The organism is Natrinema sp. CRL1 (assembly GCF_059162405.1).
The window spans coordinates 630,667-654,008 of record NZ_JBLVOY010000003.1; the positions used below are offsets into that span (position 1 = coordinate 630,667).

Here is a 23,342-nt window from a genome sequence, read left to right on the forward strand (position 1 = left end):
GTGCCACCGCCAGCGACGAACGCGCGTGGATGCCGTCAGCTCGTTCCCGCGGGGACGTAGTGAGACGGGACCGAAATCCGGGACTCGAGCCCGACCGTCGAGCGGGTTTCCGATCGGGTCAGAGACGACGCTCGAGGCGGAGAGCGATGTGCGCTCGAAAAGCGGCTCCCGCGCCAGGAACAGCTGCTGGCACGCGACTGTTCCGGTAGTGGATGACGGTCGTCGGGAGCCGTCTGAACGTACGGAATCGGGTATTAAAAAGCCTTCTTAGCGATCCGACAACAGCGGTCGCCGGTCACCGCCGTCGCTGGGAGTGTCCGATGTTCGTGGGAGATGACACTGAGACGTGGTCGGGTGGCTGAGCGACTCGAGGACCGAACACCCATCACGGGACTCGAGACGAACGAGAGGAGTACTCCGGCCGGCCGGTTGTATGTACGAAACGGACTGTCAGCGTGATCGCCGGATCACTCGATCCGGGAGAGTTTGCCGTCGACATTGCGTTCTTGAGACCGGTTCCGGACGACGTGTGCGGTCGAGAGACAGAGGAAGGCGGTGACGACGACGCCCGCGAGGGCGGCAAGCGGCACGGCCGCAAGCAGCGGCGCACCGAGAAGCGCTGCGCCGAGAAGGGTAGCACCGACCACACTGAGTCCAGCGTACCACCGATCCCAGCGGTCCTGTCGGTGGGTGTCGGTGTCGAGGTACATCATGAGCAGGTCGGCGTTGTCCGCAAGCGAGATCAGCCCGCGATCCTGATCGTACTCGACGATCCCGGCGTCGTCCATCTTCGGCAGGTGGGTCTGATAGAGGGCGACGTAGACCCGTTTACGCTGGTCGGAGCTGAGCGCGTTGACCTCGGTGTCGTTTTCCCACGCCGCGATCTGTTCGGCGAGTTCGCCGAGGGTGACCGTTTCGTCGGCTTCCAGCAAGTACGCGAGGACTTCCCGGCGACGGCGATTCTTTAAGAGCTCGAAAATAACGTCCTTGGAGAGCCGTTCGTCCTCGTCGGCGTCGGCGACCGACGCGATCTCGTCCGGGAGCGACGTATCGATCGAGGACATTATGCCGCCCCTCCGGCTGTATAGACTCCATTCGAGCTGGGGGTCCACTGACACCGAGACTTCGTCGTCCCGAAGCGTCGGCCCAACGGCGACCGCTGTACGTTCGAACGGCAGGTCGAAATCACGATTGACACACCAAGTTGAACACCAACAGAGATACTCTTAAGCACAGCCACGTTTCGCACCGGCTGCAAAGGAGGTACGGGACGACTTCTAGACGGTGTCGCCACACCGCCTGACCGGCGCTGTGACGTGCGGTTCCGGTCGCCGTCGAAGCCGCTCGGTATCACCTGATTGCGGTCGTATATCGGCGGCGTACGCACACCCCGTCTGCGGGGGCACTCGACGCTGGTGCGGTCCGACGGACTGTTTTCAAACACGGCACTGGTACCGAACGTTCGAACCGATCAAGATAAAGTCGAACGACAGTTCACAGCCGAACGACGGATTTACTCCGTGAATCATCGATTTACGGGACCGGGTCGGCACAACGATCGGCAGCTTTCATGTGTCATGCACACATTGACCATGATGGGTCGAAACGACCGGCTGACGGCCGTTTCGCCCGGACACGACCGATGGGACACGGTCGCGATACGACCGTCGTCTCTGTTCGCTCGAGGCAGTTGACGGTCGTATCGCTCATCTACCTCTCTTTGGAGAGATCGACCGGAACAGACCGACGATTCCCGGTATATGAGTCGCCGTGATCGGTCCGATGAATCGACACACTGACCGACAGCCGGTGGGTTCGTAAGTCGGTGTTTCCCGCGAAACCATGTGAACCCCTTACAGTGGCAGCATGACTTCTCTCCGGTACTGATGACGCGGTCTATCATCGATCAACACAGCACCGAATCACAGTCCGAGGAGGTCGAGACCGGTCTGTGTCCCGACTGCGAGACCGACACGATCGTTCACGATCCGGACCGCGGGGAACAGGTCTGTGCGGAGTGTGGCCTCGTCCTTACCGAAGATCCCATCGATTACGGGCCGGAATGGCGTGCGTTCAACGCACAGGAACACGACGAACTCTCCCGGGTCGGCGCGCCGCTGACCCAGTCGATGCACGACCGGGGGCTGACGACGACCATCGACTGGCGAAACAAGGACGCCAACGGCCACTCGATGTCGGCCGATAAACACGGGCAACTCCATCGACTCCGAGTCTGGCAGGAACGAATCCGAACGAAAAACGCGGGCGAACGCAATCTCAAGTACGCCCTCTCCGAGATCGACCGCATGGTAAGCGCGTTAGGCGTCCCCAAGCCGGTCAAAGAGACTGCAAGCGTCATCTACCGGCAGGCGCTCGAGCAGGACCTCATCCGCGGGCGTTCGATCGAGGGCGTCGCGACCAGCGCGCTCTACACGGCGTGTCGTAAGGAAGACATTCCCCGGAGCCTCGAGGAAGTAACGGCCGTTTCACGCGTCGACCAGCGGGAGATCGGCCGGACCTACCGGTACATCGCGGACGAACTGGATATCAACTTGGAGCCGACGAACCCCCGACAGTTCGTCCCGCGGTTTTGCTCGGAGTTAGACGTCGACAAGGACGTCGAAACCAAGGCCATCGAGATCATCGACCGGACGACCGAGCAGGGCCTGCACTCCGGCAAATCACCGACCGGGTTCGCCGCCGCGGCCATCTACGCCGCCGGACTGCTCTGTGACGAGACCATCCCGCAGCGAGCGGTCGCCGACACCGCCCAGACGACCGTCGTCACGGTTCGGAACCGCTATCGCGAGCAACTCGAGGCGATCGATCAGCAGCCGGCTACATGATCGAACGCTCCTCCTCGGTCGCGTCTCCGGTGTAGAGGTCCTCGTCGGCCAGCGCGTGGAGGTTGGCGTAGGGCACGAACGCGATGAACGCATCGTTGGCATCGTAGAGGTCGACGCCGTTTTCGCTCCGGTCGTACCGGTCGCATTCGATCTGTCCCTCGGGGAGGATCGCACGGTACATACTGGGATCCGATGTCGTCCAGCCAAATATAGCTATCCGGGCTCGAGGCCCCGCTGGAACGGAGCTCGGCACGGGCCGATCGTGAGCCGCCGTCGGCGAGCGAAATCCGTTTATCCGCACCGCCGTTAGGGCCGGGCAGTGACCGACGATCGTTCTCCGACCCCCGCAGACGAGCAGCGAGGCGATCCCACAGCGCCGGGTGACCCGGAGCCGACCGACGCCGGCAACGAGGGAGCCGACGGCGACAACGAGGCCGCCCTCGAGTTCACGATCGCCGACTTCCACGACGCGAGCCAGCGGGAGGGCCGCCCGGTCCTCACCGCCGCGGCCGTTTCTCGAGCCCTCGAGATCCCCCACGAAGACGCCACTGATCGACTCGAGGTCCTCGCCGAGCGGGGCGAGCTACAGCGCCACGCCGTCTCGACCGATCCGGTGGTCTGGTATCCGACCGAACTCGAGGATCTCACCGATCGCGAGCGGGTAGTCGTTTTCCCGAAGCGCCGGGAAATCGTCGTCGATCGGCCGGATCAGTTCACGCGCGCGCAACTCTCGCAGTTCGCCCACCTCGCGGACGGCAACGGCGAACAGGGCTATCGCTACGTCGTCCGGCCGGCGGACATCTGGGGGACCCCACACGATTCGTTCGAGGATCTCGCGCGGACGATGCGGCAGGCGCTCGGCCAGCGCTCGGAGCGACTCGAGGACTGGGTCGAGAGCCAGTGGGACCGGGCCCACCAGTTCCGACTGGTGACCCACGACGACGGTTACACCGTCCTCGAGGGCCAAAGCGCGGAGATCATGGGCAACGTCGCCCGGCAGAAACTCGACGAGGAACACGTCCACGCGCCGATCTCCGAGACCGAAGACTGGGTCCAGGAGGGGTCGGAAGCCGCGATCAAGCGCATCCTCTACGAGGCCGGCTATCCGGTCCAGGACCACCGCGAACTCGAGTCCGGCGAGGAACTGCCGATCGATCTCGAGGTGTCGCTGCGAGACTACCAGCGGACGTGGGTCGACCGCTTCGCCGAGGCCGGCGAGGGCGTCTTCGTCGGGCCGCCGGGCAGCGGGAAGACCGTCGCCGCGATGGGTGCGATGGCCCACGTCGAGGGCGAGACCCTCGTCTTGGTGCCGAGCCGAGACCTCGCCCAGCAGTGGGCCGACACGATCCTCGAGTACACGTCGCTCGAGGCCCACCAGATCGGCCAGTACCACGGCGGCCGCAAGGAGGTCCGGCCGGTGACGATCGCGACTTACCAGATCGCGGGGATGGACCGCCACCGCTCGCTGTTCGACGACCGCGAGTGGGGGCTGGTGGTCTTCGACGAGTGCCAGCACGTCCCCTCGGACGTCTACCGGCGAAGCACGCACCTGCAGTCGAAGCACCGCCTGGGGCTCTCAGCGAGCCCCATCCGGGAGGACGACCGCCAGACCGAGATCTTCACGCTGGTCGGCCCGCCGATCGGCACCGACTGGGAGGCGCTGTTCGACGCGGGTCACGTCGCCGAACCCGAACTCGAGATCCGGTACGTACCGTGGGGCGACGACGAGCAGGCAAACGCCTACGGCTCGGCCGATGGCCGGGAGAAGTACCGAATCGCCGCGCGCAACCGGGGCAAGATCGACGAGGTCCGCTACCTGCTGTCGGCCCACCCCGACGCGAAGGCCATCGTCTTCGTCGACTACCTCGAGCAGGGCCGGGAACTCTCCGAGGCGCTCGAGGTCCCGTTCCTCAGCGGGGAGACGCCCCACCACGAGCGCCGGCGGCTGATGGACGAGTTCCGCCGGGACGAGCGCGATCTGTTGCTCATTTCCCGGGTCGGCGACGAGGGGATCGACCTGCCGACCGCCGATCTGGCCATCGTCGCGTCCGGACTGGGCGGTTCCCGCCGGCAGGGGACTCAGCGGGCCGGGCGGACGATGCGCCCTGCCGGCGGCGCGCTCGTCTACGTGCTCGCGACGCGGGGCACGCGCGAGGAGGATTTCGCCCGAAAGCAACTCCAGCATCTGGGCCGCAAGGGGATGACGGTCCGCGAGCAGACGGTCGAGCGCGGCGAGGACTGAGCGGACTCGAGTCCCAAGCCGAGCGGTCAGGCAGCTATCGAGGCTGAGTCGAGGCCAATATTGAAGGTCGCGTATTCGAACTGTATTGATAGTATGAACGAGCCGCGCGGACGCGAGGTGGTGGGTCGGTGAGCGACGAGGAATCCAAGCAGCGACAGATCCTCGTCGGCGAGACCGATAGCGGTGCCGACCTCAAACTGCCCGTCGTCGAACTGCTGACCGGGCGCGGGTTCGTGACAGGGAAATCGGGCTCGGGCAAATCGAACACCGCGTCGGTGATCGCCGAGGAACTGCTCGAGGCCGGCTACCCACTCCTGATCGTCGACACGGACGGCGAGTACTACGGACTCAAAGAGGAGTACGAGATGCTCCACGCGGGGGCCGACGAGGAGTGCGATATCCAGATCGGGCCGGAACACGCCGAGCAGATGGCCACGATCGCCCTCGAGGAGAACGTCCCCGTCATCCTCGATGTCTCGGGCTATCTCGACGAGGACGTGGCAGACGAGTTACTGCGGGAGGTCGCCCGCCAGCTGTTCGTCAAGGAAAAGAAGATGAAAAAGCCGTTCCTGCTGGTCGTCGAGGAGGTCCACGAGTACATCCCGGAGGGCGGCGGCGTCGGCGAGACGGGCAACCTGCTGATCAAGATCAGCAAGCGCGGGCGCAAACACGGCCTCGGCATCGTCGGGATCAGCCAGCGTCCGGCCGACGTCAAGAAGGACTTCATCACGCAGGCGAACTGGCTCGTCTGGCACCGGTTGACCTGGGACAACGACACGAAAGTCGTCGGCCGGATCATCGACACCGAGTACAAGGAACTCGTCTCGGATCTCGACGACGGGCAGGCGTTCGTCCAGACCGACTGGACCGAGGTCGACGTCCGGAAGATCCAGTTCCGCCGCAAGCGGACCTTCGACGCCGGCGCGACCCCCGGTCTCGACGACTTCGAACGGCCCGAACTCAAGTCCGTCTCCGACGCGCTGGTCGGCGACCTCCAGAACATCTCCGAACGCAAGGAGCGCGAACAGGACCGGATCAACGAACTCGAGACCGAACTCGAGAAGAAGGAGAAACGGATCGAGACCCTCGAAGACGAACTCTCGTCGGCGCGGGACGTCTCGAGTGCGGCCAGACAGATGGCCGACGCGCTGAGCAACACGGACACCGTCCAGTCGCAACTCCCCGGCGAGAGCGGGGACCTGCGCCGGCTCCACGAGGAGATCGCCGACCTCGAGGCCGAGCGGGACGAACTACAGGACGAACTCGAGGCACGCGACGAGCGAATCGAGCACCTCGAAGATCGACTCGCGGGACAGTCGGCGGAAGTCGATCGGCTCCGATCGGAAAACGAACAGTTGCGCGGGGTCGTCCGCGACCTCGAGAGCGAGGAAGGCGAACCGGCGACCGATGAGGACGAGAACGCCGCGACCGACGACGGTTCGGCGTCGTCGATCGTCCAGGCCGGCGGCGACGACATCGAGTTCGGCTACACGCCCGCCGACGAGGAGCCCGATCGGGAGACGACGGCGGACGACGCGGGGTTCGTCGTCGCGGACGAGGAGCGCGAACTGTCGGAACTCCTCGAGGTGTCGTGGATCAGCGACCGGGTCGACCGCGCGTGCGAGGGGTCGCAGTGTTCGGCCGAGACGGCCGAGACGATTCTGGGGCTGTTCGCGACGGAGGGCCGCCTCCAGACGGAGACGGTCGCCGATCGGGTCGACCGCTCGCGGGTCGCCGTCCAAAGTCTCGTCTCGGAGCTTCGCACCGAGGGGCTGCTCGAGCGGTCGGCCGAACGGACGTACGCGCTGAGCGACGACGTTCGCGCGGAGCTGCCGGCGGCGGCCGCCGATCGGTAGCGCGGGACCCGGTCCGTTCGACCGGACGGAACTCGCGTCCGATCGGTTGCCGCGGCAAAAGCGCCGCTCTCACCGCCCCAATCGATCGCCGACGACCTCGATCGCCGACGGCTCGATCCCCTGATGGACCGGCAGCGCGACGAGTTCGTCCGCGAGCCGAGTCGACGTTTCGTAGGTCTCGTCCTCGCGGACGGTTTGACGGAGGATCGGCCACGTGTGGGCACCGACGACGCCGCAGTCCTCGAGTTCCCCGAGAAGCGCCTCGGCGTCGCTCGCCCGCACGGGAAATTCGTACGGGCTGATTCCCGTCGGCAACCGATCGTAAAGCGGGGTCAGATCGTCGCGCCCGTCTAGAATTGCCTGCCACGTCCGGAAGTTCTCCCGGCGAGCGGTCCGGATCGCCTCGGGATCGGCGGCGTCCGCGACGATCGCCGAGAACCGCGACATGGGGACTTTCGCGGCCTCGTACCGGCCGCTCGGGTCCACGGACGACGAGTCCTCAGCTCCGTCGGAGAGGAAGTCTTCGACTGATCGGTGGAGCGACGGGCTGGTCTCGAGGACGCGTTCGGTGACCGAGGCGGCTACGTACCGGCAGTCGACGGTCCCGATCCGGTCCGAGCGGCCGGCCAGCGAGGAGGGGGCAAACTGCGATGTGACCTCGTCGTCAGTGCAGTAGAGCAACGCGCCGTCGGGGACCGGCAGCAGCTTCCGCAGGGTCGTGATGCCGAGGTCGCCGTGGGTGCCGAGCAGCGTTCCGTCGTGAATACTGAGCGGCGAGTGGGCGTTATCATCGATGTGATAGCAGTCGTACTCGTCGGAAAGCGACGCGAGTCGCTCGAGGCCGGGCTGTGGGAACCCGAAGTAGTTGACCGACATCACCGCGACGGTGTCGTCGTCGATCCGGGCCTCGAGGTCGGCAAAATCCGGCGCGAGGCTCTCCTCGATAGCGTAGAACCGCGACTCGAGTCCGAGGTCGTGGAGCGGTTCGACGACGGCCGGCGAGAGGTAGGCGGGAACGAGGACGTTCTGGCCGGGTTCGACGAGACCGGCGAGGCCGTCCCGAAGCGCGACCTTCCCGGCACCGTAGTAGGTGTGCACGCTGTCGGGGGCCTGTTGATCGACGAATCGGTCGATCCCCGGCCCCGACCGCGAGACGGAGACATCGAACACGGAGGGGGTAGCGCTGATCATGCCTGAGATCGGTCCGGAGAGACGGAAGCAGTAGCGACGGTCATCGGCGTAATACGGTGACGAGCGGGACCTTAGTGATAGGGAGGGTACAGCCGCCGATCGCGTAGAAACCACCGCGTACACACGTCGACTCGACCAGACAGTCACGCGAGCTGAATTGCTATCCGGACCGTAGAGCCGGCAGCAAGAGCTTACCGCCGGTAAGCACGTTGCATAACAAAGCCGACCCGACCGGACAACGCTTCTATGGCAGGTTCGACCGGCGATAAAGACCTTCGTCTGCTCGTCGTTGGGCTGGACGCCGGCTGTTTACCGGTGCTCGAGCCGTTGTTCGAGTCGGGCGATCTTCCGACCCTTCAGGGTGTGTTCGAGGGCGGGGCGGCGGGGCCGCTCGAGTCCCAGATTCCGCCGTGGACGGCGAGTGCGTGGCCGTCGCTGTACACGGGCAAGAATCCTGGCAAGCACGGCGTCTACGACTTCCTTTCGTTCGACGGCTACGACTGGAGCGTCGTCAACGGGACTCACGTCCGGGAGCGCCCGGTCTGGGAACTCTTAAGCGATCACGGCCTCTCGAGCGTCGTCGTCAACGTTCCCGTGACCCATCCCGCACGGGCCTTCGACGGCGCGTTGATTCCGGGGCTGACCGCCCCCGAGGATCCGGACTGCCATCCGGAGGGAATCCTCGAGGACGTCAAGCTCGCCTGCGGCGGCGACTACTGGCTCTACCCCCGGAGCGGGCCGGCACCGGCCCGTTCGATCGAGGGGTACGAACGGACGATCGAACTCCGGGGGAAGGCGTTCCGGTATCTCTGCCGCCGGATGGCACCCGACTTCGGCTTTCTGCAGTTCCAGCAGACCGACTCCGTGTTCCACGAGCGACCCGGTGACAAGCGAGCGATCGAGGCGGTCTACCGCGAGGTCGACCGCCAGCTCGCCGAGACGCTCGAGCGGACCGACCCCGACAACGTCCTCGTGGTCAGTGACCACGGCATGGGGAAGGTCTCCGGCGAGGCGTTCCGGATCAACGAGTTCCTCCGGGACGAGGGCTACGTCCACTCTCGGAGCGGCGGCGAGGGGATGCCGAACTGGTCGAAGTCGTGGGAGAACGACCTTCTCGAGGGATCCGAAACGGGCGACAGCGAGCCGAGCGCGCTCGAGCGGGCGATGAACGTCGCGGCGAGGGCCGGGCTCACGACCCAGCGTGTCGCGAGCGCACTCGACCGCGTGGGCCTGAAAGAGACGATCGGCACGCGGGTGCCGAACGACATGATCCGGGCGGCGAGCGAACAGGTCGACTTCCCGGCGTCCCGAGCCTACGTCCGCTCGAAGAGCGAACTCGGCGTCCGAATCAACCTCGCCGGCCGCGAGCCGAACGGGCAGGTGCCCGAATCGGCCTACGAGTCCGTCCGCGAGGACCTCATCGAGACGCTCTCGGCCGTGCGGACACCCGACGAGAAGCCGATGTTCGACGCCGTCGAACCCCGCGAGCGGTACTTCGAGGGTGACCACGTCGACGACGCCCCCGATATCGTAACGGTTCCCGCGGGGTTCGACAACGAACTCGATGCGGACCTCGGCAAAGCGCGGTTCGGCGAGCCGATGGAATCGTGGAATCACAAGCGAAACGGGGTCGTCGCGGCCGCCGGGCCGGCGTTCGACGGCTCCGCCTCGCTCGAGGGGGCGTCGATCTTCGACGTCGCACCGACGATCTGTTCGCTGTTCGACGTGCCGATCGACGCCGCGATGGACGGCGAGGCGCTCCCGGTCGTCGACGGGAGCGCGGAGGAGACGTACCCGGCCTACGACCGGGAGCCGATCACGGCGACCGACGACGGGACCGTCGAAGACCGACTGTCCGACCTTGGCTATCTATGAGTATCGAGATACGCGTCCTTGATCCGCGAACCGATGCCGACGAATGGAACCGCTACGTCGAACGATCCGACGGCACGAACCCGTTCTTCCGGGCCGAAGCGCTCCGGTTGCAGGCCGAGGACACCGGGTCGACGCCGCATCTACTCGCCGGCTTCAAGGGCCAAGAACCGGTCGGCGTCTTCCCGGTCTTCGAGTACACGAAGGGGCCGGTCACCGGGGCGTTCTCGCCGGCACCCCACTCGTGGACCTCCTATCTCGGTCCGTCGCTGCTGAACGTCGACAAACTCAAACAGCGCAAGGCCGACCGCCGAACCAAGCGGTTTATCGAGGGCTGTCTCGAGTGGATCGACGAGGAGATATCGCCGCTGTACTGCAAGTTCGTCACGGCGGAGTTCGACGACATCCGACCCTTCGTCTGGAGCGAGTACGACGTCGAACCCGGACACACGTATATCGTCGACCTCGAGGGCAGTGAGGACGACCTGCTGAAGCGGTTCAGCAGCGATGCGCGGAGCAATATCCGGAACGCCGACGAGGACGAGTACACGATCGAGGAGGGTGACGGCGACGACGTCGAACGCATCGTCGAGAAGGTTCGGGAACGCTACGAGAGCCAGAACCAACCGTTCCGGCTGAGTACCGACTTCGCTCGCTCGGTCTACGAGACGCTTCCCGACGGGGCGATCCGGCCCTACGTCTGTCGCGTCGACGGCGAGTTTCTCGGAGGCATCTTGGTCGTCGAGTCCGAGCGGACGCGGTATCGGTGGCAGGGCGGCGTCAAACCGGATGCCGATGTCGATATCGCGATCAACGATTTGTTGGACTGGCACGTCATGCGAGACGGCCTGCACAGCTCGATCGAAGCGTACGACCTCGTCGGAGCCGGCGTCCCGAGCATCAACCGATACAAGGCGAAGTTCAACCCGCGCCTCGAGACCCACTACGAGATCACGTCAGGCTCCTTCGGAGTCGACCTGCTGGTCGATCGGTACCAGAAACACCGATAGTACGGGCCCTGTCGGCGAATACGTCGTCTTCTTCGCGCCGGTCAGCCGAAAGAACAGGCTCGTCTTCGAGAGTCCGGTACTGTCGGGTCAGCGTCGCCGCGAAAAAATGCCGCGTCGTCCGTTCCCTTACTCGGAACTGGCCCCGCTCCGCTCGAGGATATCGCCGGAAACCCGACAACCACAGGGGCTGGCCTCGTGGGTCGTGGGGCCGTAGCTCACGACCAGCGCGATGGGCGTATCACAGCGCGGACAGTGGACCGGTTGTCGTCCCGTCTGTGAGGTGTTCGCAGCGATCGAGTCGCCGTCGAGCGTGAGTTCGTCGTCCGCGGACGATTCGGTGTCGTCGCTCATCCGTCCCTCCAACTACGAGTGGGGGCCAGCCCTCGGCGTGGCCACTGGCGTCTGCTCGATGTTCGAACGCGGTACTGTCGTCGTGCGAGACGTTTATGTCTCGGAGGAAGCAAGTGAAACATGGCTTCGAGACCGCACCGGTTTGGAAGCCAGTCTCGGGTGTCCTACCACCCGGGGCGTTTCGACGCACGCCCTCGTCCATTGGCACTGACTTCCGACTATCTGTCGGCGCGCTAGTATTTTATATCTAATTGAAATTCGATGAATGGGGTCGCGACGAGGACCCATCACTCGGCGAGCCGATACTTCGACTGCCGGGCGTCCTCGAGACAGACCCGGCTGGTGACGAGATCTCGATCCGCTAATTTCCCGAGCGCGTACCGAACGGTCCGGGGACAGAGCCGGGATTCGGCCGCGATCCCCTCTTGGGTCAGCGGCGCTTCGTACTCGAGGACTTTGTAGACCAGTTTCGCGCTCGGCGGGAGTTCGGCGAGCGCGCCGTCGTCGGTCGCGTCGTCGCCGGCGTCGCTGCTCTCGCCGGACTCGGCGGCCTCGTCGATCTCGGGGTCGGGTTCGGTCGCGCTCATTGGCGGTGGTCGAGAGAGTCGGCCGGTGTGGGTTCGGATCGCGGCGCTCGAGTCGGCGATCGATCGACGCTCCTCGTCCCGGTCGGTCGGAGCGGAGTCGCGCTCTCGTCAGCTATCGGATTCCGTCCGTCGGCGGCATGCTGTGCCGGTTTCATTCTCACTCGAGCGTACCGGTGTGACTCATATATACGGCACTGACAGTTCAGAACGACAGGGAGGAACTAACGATAGGACCCCCGGCCGCCAGCGAGCGACAGTTGCTGCGAGCGGTCGCTGTCGAACGGCACAGACGATGCCAAAGCGCCCTCGAGACCGGGATCTGGCTCCGTTTCGGACGGACAATCGGATTAACCCGTGCATAGTAAGGCGCTCGCCGCTGTCAGAGGAAGGTATGTTTGGAACCAGCGGAATCCGCGGACGGGTCGGCAACGAGGTGACGGCGGCCGTGGCACTGTCGGTCGGCCGCGCGGTCGCCTCGGAGGGACACGACCGGGTCGTCGTCGGTCGCGACGTCCGCGAGAGCGGATCGATGTTCGTCGACGCGGTCGGCGCGGGACTGCGTGAGTGCGGCGCGGACGTGCTGACGGTCGACGTCGAGGCGACGCCGACGATCGCCCGCGCGATCGACCACCTCGAGGCGGACGCGGGCGTCGTCGTGACGGCCTCGCACAACCCGGCGACGGACAACGGGATCAAACTCTGGAACCCCTCGGGGAAGGCGTTCGGACCCGACCAGCGCGCGGCGATCGAACGGCGGATCCGCGAGGACGACTACGAACTGGCCGACTGGGACGGCGTCGGCGACCGCTACCGTCGCGAGGGCGTCCGGGACCACCACGTCGCCGCCCTCCGAGACGCGGTCGACCTCGAGCGCGAACCCAGCGTCGTCGTCGACGTGGGGAACGGTGCCGGCGGGATCACGGCGGCGGTGCTCGACGATCTCGGCTGTCAGGTTCGGACCCTGAACGGCCAGGAAGACGGCTCGTTCCCCGGACGACCCAGTGAGCCGACCGAAGAGACCCTCGAGACGCTGTCGACGCTGGTCGCGGCGACGGATGCCGAGCTCGGAGTCGCCCACGACGGCGACGCCGATCGGATGCTGGCTGTCGACGGAACGGGAACGTTCGTGCCGAAAGACGCGCTCCTCGCCATCTTCGCCCGCGAGGCGGCGGGCGACGGCGACCGCGTCGCTGCGCCGGTCGATACCAGTCTCGCCGTCGACGACGCGCTGGCCGGCGTCGGCGCGTCGCTGACGCGCACACAGGTCGGGGACGTCTACGTCGCGGAGCGGACGACCGAGCCCGATGTCGTCTTCGGCGGCGAGCCCAGCGGTGCCTGGATCTGGCCGGAAGAAACCCGCTGTCCGGACGGCCCGCTTGCGGCCTGCAAGCTGGTCGAACTGGTCGCCGAACGAGGGTCGCTGTCCGATCTCGTCGCGGGCATCGAGCAGTATCCGATTCGACGAACGTCGATCGAAGTCGAGGACAAAGCGGCAGTGATGGCCGACGTGGCCGAGCGGGTTCGCAAGCGATACGACGACATCGAAACGCTCGACGGCGTCAGAGTCGAAACCGAGCGCGGCTGGTTCCTGCTCCGTGCGAGCGGCACGCAGCCGCTGATCCGCGTGACCGCCGAGGCGCGGTCGGCGGCCGACGCCGAGGAACTGTTCGAAACTGCGCGGGCGCTCGTCACCGAGATGGTTACGGTGGATGCCTGAGAGAGGCGTGCTGTCCCGCAAAATTCACGATTCGACGGCGAGCAAAGGCCTTTGGACGGCGCTCGAGGCGGGGTGGACGTACGAAACGGTTATCTCGCTTCTTTCGGGATGAAATCGGAGGTCTTCATCTCGCGGTACGTCGCGCAGTCGGGACAGGCGTGGACGACGTCGCGGTTGTCACCGAAAACGCGAGCGAACTGACGTGTTACCTGGTTGCCACAGTTGACACATCGAGGGGCAGTCGTTTGCTGGCCGGACGTCATGGGCGTCCAGTTGGCGGATGGATCCGTCGACATCAACAACCCGTAGCGACAGAACGGTATTTACTATAGACCGCATAATTCACCTCGCGATGGTTAGTCGAGGATTTCGGCGGGGTTGGACCGGCCGGAGAGACAGTCCCAGTATCGAGAGTTTCAGCGCCTCTTTCGTGAGAAATACGATATTTCGAGACGGTAATTCGACCTTTCACCGGTGATGAATGGCAAATTGACTAGCAGATCCGACCCCGCCGACCTGAACCGACGAGAGCGGGGACTCGAGGATGACTCGGATTCGAAACCGACCGGAAGTGGGTGGGAAGTCGATGCCGTCGGCAGCCCAGAAATCAGTCAAAAATCAATCAATTTGGTTCTGTGGCTGTAACAGACGTATAATTATCCGCCGGATCAGGGTACCTGAGCGTGATGAAAGCTATCGTTCTCGCGGCAGGACAGGGGACACGGATCAGGCCGCTCTCCGCGTCCCGTCCGAAACCGATGCTCCCCGTCGGCGATCGACCGCTCGTCGCCCGGACGATCGATACCGCCGTCGACGCCGGGGCCGACGAAATCGTCCTCGTGGTCGGCTACGAGGCCGAGACGATCCGAGACTACTTCGGCGAAGAGTATCGAGGCGTGCCGATCGCCTACGCCGTCCAGACCGAACAGGCGGGGACGGCCCACGCCGTCACCGCCGCCCGCGAACATATCGACGGTCCCTTCGCCGTGCTGAACGGCGACAACCTCTACGATCCGGCAGCGATCGACCGCCTGTTCGCGGAGTGCCCGGCCGTCTGTGCCGCCGAAGTCGACAACCCGCGAAACTACGGAGTGCTCAGCACGACCGACGGCACCGTCACGGACATCGTCGAAAAGCCCGCGGAACCACCGACAAATCTCGCCAACGCCGGCGCGTACGCCTTCCCGGCGGACGCGAAAGAATGGCTCGAGGTCCCCGCGAGCGAGCGGGGCGAACGCGAGATCACGGACGTGCTCGCGCGGGTCGTCGAGCAGTACGCGGTCACGCCGGTGACCCTCGAGCGGTGGCTCGACGTTGGCCGGCCGTGGGAGTTACTCGAGGCAAACGAGTGGACACTTGAAGACCTCGAGCACCGGATCGACGGCGCGGTCAGCGACGCGGCCCACCTCGAAGGCCCAGTTGTCGTCGAAGCGGGCGCGACGATCGAACCCGGGACGGTGATCGAGGGTCCGGTGCTGATTCGATCGGGGGCAACCGTCGGACCGAACGCGTGCGTTCGCGGCGCGACGCTGATCGGCGAAGACGTCTCGATCGGTACTGGCGTCGACGTGGAAAACAGCGTCCTCTCGCGGGGGGCGTCGATCGATCACCGCTCGTCGGTCAGGGACAGCGTCCTCGGACGAACCGTCACCGTCGGAGCGGGGACGACCGTGGCGAACCGCCGCCGCGACGACGCGGACGTAGAATTCACCGTCAAGGGAGAGCGGCTCTCGACGGGGCGTCGAAACTTCGGTGTCGTCGCCGGTGACGGCGTCAGGATCGGCAACAACTCGAGCCTGGCACCCGGCCTGAAACTCGAGGCTGGCGCGGTGATCGACCCCGGCGAAACGGCCGATAGAGACCGGTAGGCGGGGCTCGAGCCGGTTGCGGCCGGGTCTCTCGGGACTCTCGTTTTGCCTATGAAATCTGATATACCACGGCTATCAGGTAGTCCCTTTATATCGTATCGAACACCTAGTCCAACTGGAGGGTATCGGTCGATACCCGTGACTCCGGTGGTGTCGCCATCGGACTGTTCGATCACCGCAGTGACCCTCCACGTTCGATTCCGACATCGTTCGAGTACGGGTCGTGTTACCGACGCCGTGCGGACCGGGCTACGGGGGTGGTCTCGGGTCCTGCGGCCTCGCTGACCCCTACTCGAGTCCGATTGTCGTTCTGGCGTGTCTGGATACGCTCGAGCCCAACGGCTCGAATGTTGAAAACGCCGAAAGCGAAACGAAAAGAGCGAGCGGCAGAACCGAACTGTGCCCCGTCGCGATCTTGATTCAGCGAGAGAATCCCCGCCCTTCCCGTGAGCCACGAGTGTTCCGACAGGTGTCGGAACCGAGGAGCGAACAGGCCGGGAGTGAATCGCATAAGCTCTGGGGAGAAATCACCACGTTACTCGACGGTGACGCTCTTCGCGAGGTTTCGCGGCTTGTCGATCGGCCGCTCGAGCAAGTCGGCCGCGTAGTAGGAGACAAGCTGGAGCTGGACGTTCGCGAGCAGCCCCGCCAGATCCGGCTCGGTCTCGGGAATCGAGAGGTGCTCGTCGGCGGCCTCGACGGCGGGGTGGTCGTCCGGACAGACCGCGATGACGGGCGCGCCGCGGGTTTGGGCCTCCTCGGCGTTTTTCAGCGTCTTCTCGTCCTCTTGACCCGTGAAGATCGCGAACACCGGCGTGTCGGGCGTGACCAGCGCCAGCGGCCCGTGTTTGAGTTCGCCCGAGGCGAAGCCTTCGGCGTGTTCGTAAGTGATTTCCTTGAACTTCAGCGCCCCCTCGAGTGCGACGGGGAACCCGAGGCCGCGGCCGATGAAGAAGTACGACTGGCTGTCGCTGTACTGTTCGGCGATCGACTCGGCGGCCGACTCCGCGAGTAGGTCGTCAATCCGGCCGGGCATCGACTCGAGTTCGGGCAACAGCGACTCGAGGTCGGCCGGCGGCTCGCTCCGCAGGTCGCCCGCGATGCGCTGGCCGAGCAGCGTGAGCATGACGGCCTGGGAAGAGAACGTCTTCGTCGCAGCGACGCCGATCTCCGGGCCGGCACGGATGAAGAGCGCGTCATCGGCCTCGCGGGCAGCCGTCGAGCCGACGACGTTCGTCACCGTGAGCGTGCGAGCGCCCTCGGCGTCGGCCCGTCGAAGCGCAGTGAGGGTATCGGCCGTCTCGCCGCTCTGGGTGACCGCGATCACCAGCGTGTCGTCGTCGATCGGCGGCGCGGACACGCTGTACTCGTTCGCGAGCAGCGCGGTCGACTGCACGCCGGCCTGATTCAGCGTGAGCGAGCCGTACAGCGCGGCGTGATAGGAGGTCCCACAGGCGACGAACTGGACGCTGTCGATATCCGCGAAGGTGCCCGGTTCGAAATCGGACAGAGCGATCCGTTCGGTCGCGGAATCGACCCGCCCTTCGATCGCCTGGGCCAGCGAGGTCGGCTGTTCGTTGATCTCCTTGAGCATGAAGTGATCGTACTCGCCTTTCCCCGCCTGCTCGGGATCCCACTCGACCGTCTCGGGCGTGCGCACGACGGAGTTCCCCTCAAGGTCGGTGAACTCGACGCCGTCCTCGTCGACGACGACGACGTCACCGTCCTCGAGATAGACCACGCTGTCGGTGTACTCGAGGAAGGCCGGCACGTCACTTGCGAGGAAGTACTCGCCGTCTTCCATGCCGACCACGAGTGGAGAACCCTGCCGAGCGGCGTAGAGGACGTGCTCGCCCGACACCATCGCGGTGACGGCGTAGCTGCCCTCGAGTTCGTCGATCGCCTGCCGGAACGCCGCCTCGCTGTCGAAGCCCGCGTCGAGGTAGTACTGGACGAGGTGGGGGATGACTTCGGTATCGGTATCGCTCGTGAACTCGTAGCCGTTGGCCGCCAGCCGTTCCCGGAGCGCGGCGTAGTTCTCGATAATCCCGTTGTGGACGACCGCGACGTCCTCGCTTTCGTCTGTGTGCGGGTGGGCGTTCGCGTCGGTCGGCGGCCCGTGGGTCGACCAGCGCGTGTGGCCGATCCCGACTTCGCCCGTAAGTGGGTCGCCGATCGATTCCTTCAGTTCCTCAACTCGCCCGGACCGCTTCTGGACCTTGATTCCGGAGCCGTTCTGGACGGCGACGCCGGCCGAGTCGTAGCCCCGATACTCGAGGTTCTCCAGTCCCGTCAGAAGCGACTCGAGGGCGTTACCGTCGCCGACGCGGCCGATGATTCCACACATCTGCTGATCACCGACCGTCGGGCCGTTCGAGACTGACGTGCGACCCGGACACGAGAGCGGTTCCTGCAGACGACGCGCCGTCGGACCCTCCGGCCTCCGGCGGAGAGCGCGAATGAGATGCAGCGGTCCGGCGGTCCACAGCGTTCGGTCGAGAGGGTGGGCGGTACGCAACCATAATCGAATTTCAAACCTCCCGAACCCATTACTATAGACGGACTACTGAATCCTGTAGTCCGCGTGTACTCCGCCGCTGGCCAGTCATGACGGGAATATCAAATACTGCGCGGTGACGATATTTCTATCATTAATCACCAACAGTGAATTTCTCAGAACGGCTCACGCGTCGGATTTCCGGGTGTTGGCGCGGTCGTCGGAACCGTATGCCGACCGAACAGCCACCCGATGTTCGAGTACGGAGCGACGAACGAGCGGTATTCGTCGCCAACCAGCGGTAGGGAGGGAGAACAAGCGCCGTTCGATCGGCGGGTCGAGGAGGCTGACCGCTCGGTGGTCCGAACCGGCCACGAACGGGCTTCGAGCGGCCTCGAGCGGACTGTGAGGCCGCCACGGACGACCGGAACAGATCGCGTCGATCGCGCTGCCGGCCGCGCAGTGTGGAGCGCGTCGAGATGGAATAAACCGCCACACCTTTTGGGGTGGCGCGGGACTACCACGTATGGGTTTTGGTAGCTACGACGAATCCGAACAACAAGAGCAGACGACCGACGACGAGGACGTAGAAGCCGTTAACGTCCACGAAAACGATCATCAGGGCGAAATGTCGTTCGAGTCCGACGTCTCGACGGACGAGCTGGTCGACCAGCTCGGCTCGATGAAAGACGACGAAGAAGACGAAGAGTAAGCCGATCCGGGAGAGGGGAGCGGTGTCAACGCGAGCCCGGCCGCACTCGTTCGACACCGCCTCGAGACGCCCCGTCCGACTCCGATCGACTCGGTCCGTCGTTCGATTTTCTCATTTCAGACTCGACACGGAGCGCTGGGTATGGTTCGTCTCGAGGCCGACTCCGAGAAACCGGTCGACTGCAGCCGATCTGCGTTCAGGAGAGCGTCGCCGCACAGAGTTCGCCGATCGCCCGCCGGAGCCGCTGGGAGACGGCCGACTTCGAGACATCGAGCCGGTCCGCGAGTTCGTCTTGAGAGATGCCGCGGGGAACGTCGAAGTACCCCTCCTCGTGGGCGACGGCGAGTAACTCCTGTTGCTTGTCGGTCAGGGCAACGACGCCGTCGCCCTCGTCGTCGGAGACGCGGAGGTGATCGACCGTGACCGAGATATCTCGCTCGCGACAGTACTCGTTGAACGAAACGAGGCGCTCGCGATCCGGGAATCGGAGCTGGACGAGCCACCCGTTCCGAGCGCTCGAGAGTTCGAGGACCCGGCCGCCGACGGCGGCGGTTTCGGCGGTGAAGGTGCGCGCGCAGTCGGTGACCGCAACGCGGTAGACGCGCCGGTCGGGATAGCGATCGACGAGGACCGGTTCGGCGACGGTGGGATCACTCTCGAGGGCGGCTTCGAAGTCATCGAAGACGGAGCCGTAGGCGGTGACGAAGACGAGGGTCCGTCCCGGTTCGACGGTGGTCCAGTATTCGGGTTCGACAGTGATATCCGAGGCGCGTCGCAGCGCCGAGCGCAGGAACAGGTCCGGGTGATCGAGCCGGAGTTGGGCGACGATTCCGCCCTCGGCCTCAGACGGGATTCCGGACTGACTGCCGGTTTCGACAGCGGTTTTGGCGTCGATATCGGTTACGTCCTCGGTCTCGGTCACACCCTCGGTATCGGCTACCTCCTCTGTGTCGGCAATATCGATACTCATCGGCACACCCGCCATCCGGGGAGATGACCGCCGTAATTACCTTTTACCTCGAACGCACTCATTGAACGACGTATTACGAGCCGAGTACATGGTCGTGGACGCTATACACGGAACCCGAGCCGAGCACGACTGCTATATTGATTCATTTATCAGCGAGCCATCCGCTTTCGCTGAAAGGAAAAGCGTAAATTATCGCGGCCGAACAGCCGGTAAGAGCGTACTACCGAGCGGCCGCGACGGCTCACTCGCCGCCGTGCTCGTCGAACAACAGCGCGAACAGCTTTCGCTGCGCGATCCGCAGATGCCGGCTGAACGTGGGCTGTGAGACGCCGAGCGACTCGGCGACTTCCTCGCCGGTGCGCTCGCGGGGCCACTCGAAGAAGCCGCCGTAGTAGGCCGCCTCGAGCGTGCGACGCTGTCGATCCGAGAGATCCGCGGCGAGCGTTTCGAACGGTCGCGTCGCCCGCGGCGGCCGATCCCGGTCGCACCGTGCGACCAGTTCCGTTCCGGGGTGGACCGCCTCGAGCGCCCGGAGGAACGACCGGACACTGACCGGCTCCCCAAGGTCGATCGCGAGTCTGGTCCGGTCGTCGACCGGCGTGAGCGAGCGGAGGACGCCGCCGTGGTCCGCGATCGTCCGCGCGACGGACGGCTCGGCGGACTCGGCCAGCCCGATCTCGAGGACGGTCTCACCGGGCCCGCGGCCGGCGATCGAGAGCGAGTCGACCGCGGGCAGCGAGCCGACGGTCTCATGAATCGTGTCTGTCTCCGCATCGACCGCAGCCTCGGGGAGCGAGCAGAACACCGTCGAGCCGCCCGACGACCGCGGGATCACGGCCCGAACGTCGATCCGTCGGCCGAGCCGGTGAGCGATCGCCGAGAGCGGCTCCGCGTCGTCCCGGCAGACGACCTCGAGTTCGGTGACGCGGTCGGCGAGGAGTGCACGTCTCGTCTCGATCGCGGCGATCGTTTCGCCGGCGATCGTCGCGAGGCGATCGCAAGCGCGGCGGGTGGCGTCATCGAACGCCGCGGACCGCCCCGCGTACGCGGTGAGCGTTCCGTACCGTCGGTCGCCCGATTTGATCGGGACGCGCAGTACAGCCCGAAACCCGCGCTCGAGCAAGCGGTTGCGCCGACCGTCCTCGTCGCCATCCGGCGGCCGACCGGCAGCGTCCGGCTCGAGAGTCTCGACAACGACCGGTTCGCGGGTCGTCGCGGCCCTCTCGTTCGGCGAGTCGGCGGCCCGATCCAGCGGACCCGTCATCGACTCGAGGAATTCCCCGTCGCGACCGGCCCACGTCTCGGGGACGATCCGCTCGCGAGTCTCGTCCACGCGACCGACCCATGCGAGTTCGATCCCGTCGGCCGGTTCGGCCGGCTCGAGGGCGACGACCGCCTCGCAGAGACGCCGCTCGACCGCTTTGCGCGTGTCGGCGTCGAGTAACGATCGCGCATCGTCCCACACGTGCTCGGCCCGCTCCGCGGCGCTCCGCACTCGCTCCCGGTCGCGGCGACATGTCCGGAGACGCTCGGCGCACTCGAGGGCCACAAGCGCGGGCCCAGCGGCGTTAGAGAGCGTCTCGAGCGATTCCATCTCGATCCGGTCGAACGCCATCGGCTCCGTACTCGTCGCGAGAACGAGCCCGCGATTCGCGACCGGCACGGCGAGAATCCGCTCGGCGCGGAGGCCGGCCCGGGAGAGCGCGTCGCCGAATTCCGCGCGGTCGTAGACGGTCGGTTCGCCGTTCTCGAGGAGCCCCGCGAGCGGCGTGTCGTCGGGATCGATCGGCGGCGGCTCGAGCGTCGGCCGGTCGCCGCTGGGAGGCCGTTTCGTCGCCGTCTCTCTCGTCGTCACTGTTGCCGGTCGGAGGCGGTCGTCGTCGGCGCGGTACCAGACGGCCGCGTCGGCATCGGCACACTCGCGGACGGCGTCGGTGACGGTTTCTCGAACGGCGGCCGGCGTTTCGGCGCGGCGAAGCGTCGCGACGGTCCGCCGGATCGTCGACAGCGCGGCGGCGCGGGAATCCCGCCTGTCGCGGACGACACAGAGCGTTCGCTCGGGATCGGGCAAGGGCGCGACGAAGACGTCGACCGAGGCGGTCGCGTCGGTCGCGAGTTCACCCGTCACGGGGTCCATCCACCTGACGACCGGCGAGCGGGCACGTTCCCGGATCGTCGCCGCGAGATCGTCGTCGAACACCGCCTCGAGGTCCCGGCCGACGAGCGAGTCCGTCCCCGCGAGGTCCAGCAGGGCTGGGTTCGCCAGCCGAACCGTCGAGCCCTCGAGGACGGCGATTCCCTCGTCTAACGCGTCGACGACCGACTCGAAGAGCGCGAGACGGTCCTGGTCAGTCGCAGCCGCGTCGGACGCGGCATCGGGTGACACCTCTCGCACGTAGACCGAGACGCCGTCGTCGCCGGGATGGACGGCGACGAAGAGATCGGCCTCGAGTTCAGAGTCGCTCGTCTCAAACTCGACGACCGAGTCCGTCGTTTCGGCTTCGCGGACCCGATCGGCGAGCGTCGTACCGAACCGATCGGGCAGCAGTTCCCAGACGACCGTTCCCGTCTGCATATCGCCGTCGATCGATCGGTCCGCGATGTCGGCGAGCAGTCGGCCGGCCGCTCGGTTTGCATACCGGATCTCGCCCCGCGGGCCCAGGGTGAAAAACGCATCTTCGAACCGCTCGAGTCCCGCTCGAGCGTCGTCACTGTCGGCCGTCGCGTCGGTCGCCGTTCCGGGGCCGGATCGGGTGATGACGACGCCCTCGAGAGCCGGATCAGCGAGCCGGTTCGTACAGACCAGGTCCGCGACGTGCCACGTGCCGTCGGCGTGGCCCAGCCGGCACGTAACCTGGTCGGTCGTCCCGATCGGGGCCGCCGCGGCGGACGCGATCGTCTCCCGGACCGCCTCGCGATCGTCCGGGTGGACCAGCCGGGTGATCGCCGTCCGCTCGAGTTCGGACGGTGTGTACCCCATCCGCGACTCGACCGCCGGGCTCGCGTACTCGATCTCTCCCTCGGCGTCGCAAATCCAGACCGCCGCCGCGGCGTGCTCGAGGATCGCCCGGTGGCGGCGGTCGGATTTCTCGGTGGCCAGCCGATACCGCTCTCGCTCGGCGGCGTTCCCGACGCGCGCGGCGAGTACCGCCGGGGACTCGTCGGGCTCGACGACATCGCTCGCGCCGGCCTCGAGCGCCCGGTCGGCGGCTTCTGCGGCTGTGACGGCGATGATCGGCCGGTCGTCGGCCCGGGCCGCGAGCCGCTCGAGGGTCGCGCCGGCAGCCGCCGGTCCGTCGTCGGTCGCCCCGAACGGACAGACGACGCAGTGGACCTCCCGCTCGGCGAGTCGCTCGCGGGCCCCCGCAAGCGTTCGCTCCCTGAGCAGCGAGACGCCGTCGAACCGCGCGGCGAGTGCGGCCATCGCGTCGTCGGCCGGGTCGGAGTCGCCGGCGACGAGTACACACAGCGCGTCGCCGACGACGGTCGCGGTGCTGTCGCTCACGGGGAGCACACCTCGGATTGTCGCTCCAGCCGAATGCGCCGGATCCGGATCTGCGAGTCGACGGGCGCGCTTGCGAGACGAGCGACCACGATAGCGCTCCCGTCGCTCTCACGCCGAT

The 23,342-nt window shown here is 65.9% G+C and carries 17 protein-coding genes; 8 read left to right on the forward strand and 9 right to left on the reverse strand.

All coding sequences use genetic code 11. The annotated features are described in order from the left end of the window. Positions 1 to 467: 467 nt before the first annotated feature. Positions 468 to 1,064 carry a DUF7344 domain-containing protein gene (locus ACJYUO_RS13965; protein WP_494345957.1) on the reverse strand — a complete coding sequence of 199 codons (597 nt, stop codon included), beginning with the start codon at positions 1,062 to 1,064 and terminating at the stop codon, positions 468 to 470. 822 nt (positions 1,065 to 1,886) lie between these two features. Between ACJYUO_RS13965 and ACJYUO_RS13970 the strand changes: the two genes are divergently transcribed. Then, the gene (locus ACJYUO_RS13970) at positions 1,887 to 2,846 is read left to right on the forward strand and encodes a transcription initiation factor IIB (protein ID WP_494345958.1); all 960 of its coding nucleotides are present in this window, start codon (positions 1,887 to 1,889) and stop codon (positions 2,844 to 2,846) included. Here the strand turns inward: ACJYUO_RS13970 and ACJYUO_RS13975 are convergent. Further along, positions 2,839 to 3,027, reverse strand: a complete 189-nt coding sequence (locus ACJYUO_RS13975) for a hypothetical protein (protein WP_494345959.1) — start codon at positions 3,025 to 3,027, stop codon at positions 2,839 to 2,841. The two genes, ACJYUO_RS13970 and ACJYUO_RS13975, sit on opposite strands and share 8 nt — an antisense overlap. A gap of 138 nt (positions 3,028 to 3,165) precedes the next feature. On the opposite strand from ACJYUO_RS13975, the gene ACJYUO_RS13980 reads away from it, so the two are divergent. Further along, positions 3,166 to 5,088: a DEAD/DEAH box helicase gene (locus ACJYUO_RS13980; RefSeq protein WP_494345960.1), complete on the forward strand. Its 1,923-nt coding sequence runs from the start codon at positions 3,166 to 3,168 to the stop codon at positions 5,086 to 5,088. A gap of 128 nt (positions 5,089 to 5,216) precedes the next feature. Beyond that, complete coding sequence (locus ACJYUO_RS13985) at positions 5,217 to 6,944, forward strand: ATP-binding protein (protein ID WP_494345961.1); 1,728 nt, start codon at positions 5,217 to 5,219, stop codon at positions 6,942 to 6,944. Between the two features lie 69 nt (positions 6,945 to 7,013). On the opposite strand, the gene ACJYUO_RS13990 is transcribed toward ACJYUO_RS13985, so the two are convergent. Beyond that, positions 7,014 to 8,135, reverse strand: a complete 1,122-nt coding sequence (locus ACJYUO_RS13990; protein WP_494345962.1) for a DegT/DnrJ/EryC1/StrS family aminotransferase — start codon at positions 8,133 to 8,135, stop codon at positions 7,014 to 7,016. A gap of 246 nt (positions 8,136 to 8,381) precedes the next feature. On the opposite strand from ACJYUO_RS13990, the gene ACJYUO_RS13995 reads away from it, so the two are divergent. Together ACJYUO_RS13995 and ACJYUO_RS14000 are read left to right on the forward strand one after the other, a co-directional pair. Continuing rightward, complete coding sequence (locus ACJYUO_RS13995; protein ID WP_494345963.1) at positions 8,382 to 10,010, forward strand: alkaline phosphatase family protein; 1,629 nt, start codon at positions 8,382 to 8,384, stop codon at positions 10,008 to 10,010. Next, positions 10,007 to 11,017, forward strand: coding sequence for a lipid II:glycine glycyltransferase FemX (locus ACJYUO_RS14000; protein WP_494345964.1), 1,011 nt, complete (start codon positions 10,007 to 10,009; stop codon positions 11,015 to 11,017). Before ACJYUO_RS13995 ends, ACJYUO_RS14000 begins: the two co-directional genes overlap by 4 nt. Positions 11,018 to 11,143: 126 nt before the next feature. On the opposite strand, the gene ACJYUO_RS14005 is transcribed toward ACJYUO_RS14000, so the two are convergent. Both ACJYUO_RS14005 and ACJYUO_RS14010 read right to left on the reverse strand, forming a co-directional pair. Next, positions 11,144 to 11,368, reverse strand: coding sequence for a hypothetical protein (locus ACJYUO_RS14005; RefSeq protein ID WP_494345965.1), 225 nt, complete (start codon positions 11,366 to 11,368; stop codon positions 11,144 to 11,146). A gap of 287 nt (positions 11,369 to 11,655) precedes the next feature. Then, complete coding sequence (locus ACJYUO_RS14010; RefSeq protein ID WP_494345966.1) at positions 11,656 to 11,955, reverse strand: MarR family transcriptional regulator; 300 nt, start codon at positions 11,953 to 11,955, stop codon at positions 11,656 to 11,658. Positions 11,956 to 12,346: 391 nt separating this feature from the next. Here ACJYUO_RS14010 and glmM point away from each other — a divergent pair, with 391 nt between their 5' ends. After that, positions 12,347 to 13,672: a phosphoglucosamine mutase gene (gene glmM, locus ACJYUO_RS14015; RefSeq protein ID WP_494345967.1), complete on the forward strand. Its 1,326-nt coding sequence runs from the start codon at positions 12,347 to 12,349 to the stop codon at positions 13,670 to 13,672. 89 nt (positions 13,673 to 13,761) lie between these two features. Here the strand turns inward: glmM and ACJYUO_RS14020 are convergent, their stop codons facing one another. After that, positions 13,762 to 13,968, reverse strand: a complete 207-nt coding sequence (locus tag ACJYUO_RS14020) for a DUF7563 family protein (protein ID WP_066296984.1) — start codon at positions 13,966 to 13,968, stop codon at positions 13,762 to 13,764. 390 nt (positions 13,969 to 14,358) lie between these two features. Here ACJYUO_RS14020 and glmU point away from each other — a divergent pair, with 390 nt between their 5' ends. Further along, positions 14,359 to 15,540, forward strand: a complete 1,182-nt coding sequence (gene glmU / locus ACJYUO_RS14025) for a bifunctional sugar-1-phosphate nucleotidylyltransferase/acetyltransferase (protein WP_494345968.1) — start codon at positions 14,359 to 14,361, stop codon at positions 15,538 to 15,540. A 535-nt stretch (positions 15,541 to 16,075) separates the two neighbouring features. On the opposite strand, the gene glmS is transcribed toward glmU, so the two are convergent. After that, complete coding sequence (glmS, locus tag ACJYUO_RS14030; RefSeq protein ID WP_494345969.1) at positions 16,076 to 17,887, reverse strand: glutamine--fructose-6-phosphate transaminase (isomerizing); 1,812 nt, start codon at positions 17,885 to 17,887, stop codon at positions 16,076 to 16,078. Between the two features lie 676 nt (positions 17,888 to 18,563). Between glmS and ACJYUO_RS14035 the strand changes: the two genes are divergently transcribed. Then, on the forward strand, positions 18,564 to 18,749 hold the full coding sequence (locus ACJYUO_RS14035; RefSeq protein ID WP_494345970.1) for a DUF5786 family protein: 186 nt from the start codon (positions 18,564 to 18,566) through the stop codon (positions 18,747 to 18,749). A gap of 196 nt (positions 18,750 to 18,945) precedes the next feature. Here ACJYUO_RS14035 and ACJYUO_RS14040 read toward each other — a convergent pair whose 3' ends face one another. After that, positions 18,946 to 19,719, reverse strand: a complete 774-nt coding sequence (locus ACJYUO_RS14040) for a helix-turn-helix domain-containing protein (protein ID WP_494345971.1) — start codon at positions 19,717 to 19,719, stop codon at positions 18,946 to 18,948. Positions 19,720 to 19,960: 241 nt separating this feature from the next. After that, complete coding sequence (locus ACJYUO_RS14045; protein WP_494345972.1) at positions 19,961 to 23,224, reverse strand: bacterio-opsin activator domain-containing protein; 3,264 nt, start codon at positions 23,222 to 23,224, stop codon at positions 19,961 to 19,963. Between the last annotated feature and the right edge of the window lie 118 nt (positions 23,225 to 23,342).

What these genes read in the sequence shown, in the direction of transcription:
- ACJYUO_RS14005 (WP_494345965.1), bottom strand. Translation starts at nt 11,368, where the DNA reads ATGAGCGACGACACCGAATCGTCCGCGGACGACGAACTCACGCTCGAC.
- ACJYUO_RS14040 (WP_494345971.1), bottom strand. Translation starts at nt 19,719, where the DNA reads ATGAGTATCGATATTGCCGACACAGAGGAGGTAGCCGATACCGAGGGT.
- glmM (WP_494345967.1), top strand. Translation starts at nt 12,347, where the DNA reads ATGTTTGGAACCAGCGGAATCCGCGGACGGGTCGGCAACGAGGTGACG.
- ACJYUO_RS14000 (WP_494345964.1), top strand. Translation starts at nt 10,007, where the DNA reads ATGAGTATCGAGATACGCGTCCTTGATCCGCGAACCGATGCCGACGAA.
- ACJYUO_RS13990 (WP_494345962.1), bottom strand. Translation starts at nt 8,135, where the DNA reads ATGATCAGCGCTACCCCCTCCGTGTTCGATGTCTCCGTCTCGCGGTCG.
- ACJYUO_RS13995 (WP_494345963.1), top strand. Translation starts at nt 8,382, where the DNA reads ATGGCAGGTTCGACCGGCGATAAAGACCTTCGTCTGCTCGTCGTTGGG.
- ACJYUO_RS14020 (WP_066296984.1), bottom strand. Translation starts at nt 13,968, where the DNA reads ATGTCGACGGATCCATCCGCCAACTGGACGCCCATGACGTCCGGCCAG.
- glmU (WP_494345968.1), top strand. Translation starts at nt 14,359, where the DNA reads ATGAAAGCTATCGTTCTCGCGGCAGGACAGGGGACACGGATCAGGCCG.
- glmS (WP_494345969.1), bottom strand. Translation starts at nt 17,887, where the DNA reads ATGTGTGGAATCATCGGCCGCGTCGGCGACGGTAACGCCCTCGAGTCG.
- ACJYUO_RS13965 (WP_494345957.1), bottom strand. Translation starts at nt 1,064, where the DNA reads ATGTCCTCGATCGATACGTCGCTCCCGGACGAGATCGCGTCGGTCGCC.
- ACJYUO_RS14035 (WP_494345970.1), top strand. Translation starts at nt 18,564, where the DNA reads ATGGGTTTTGGTAGCTACGACGAATCCGAACAACAAGAGCAGACGACC.
- ACJYUO_RS13975 (WP_494345959.1), bottom strand. Translation starts at nt 3,027, where the DNA reads ATGTACCGTGCGATCCTCCCCGAGGGACAGATCGAATGCGACCGGTAC.
- ACJYUO_RS14010 (WP_494345966.1), bottom strand. Translation starts at nt 11,955, where the DNA reads ATGAGCGCGACCGAACCCGACCCCGAGATCGACGAGGCCGCCGAGTCC.
- ACJYUO_RS13970 (WP_494345958.1), top strand. Translation starts at nt 1,887, where the DNA reads ATGACGCGGTCTATCATCGATCAACACAGCACCGAATCACAGTCCGAG.